Consider the following 308-nt stretch of genomic DNA (forward strand, 5'->3'; position numbering starts at 1 on the left):
CTCAAAGATATTAAGCACTTGTATCAAAATTGTACAATATTAGGAGACAAAGGTGATCTGAGTATTGATTATCAAAGAGACTTATTTACTTACAACCAGATTAATAAGGAAGTACCTATGCGAAAAAATCAACATGGATATAATCCGCAGCCTTATATTTTTAGAAAATAACGAAAGACCATCGAAACCTTATTTTCGCAATTATGTGATCAGTTTATTATTAGAAGAAAATATGCGAAATCCATTGATGGCTTTAAGAACATAATATTATCTAAGATAATGGCAATGACTGTTATAAAATGTATTAA

The 308-nt window shown here is 28.6% G+C and carries 1 pseudogene; it reads left to right on the top strand.

The features are described from left to right. A pseudogene (locus GNY06_RS15745) lies at positions 1–308 on the top strand (transposase); the annotation flags it as partial.

Origin of the sequence: Elizabethkingia argenteiflava (genome assembly GCF_009904105.1) — a bacterium.
Lineage (GTDB): Bacteria > Bacteroidota > Bacteroidia > Flavobacteriales > Weeksellaceae > Elizabethkingia > Elizabethkingia argenteiflava.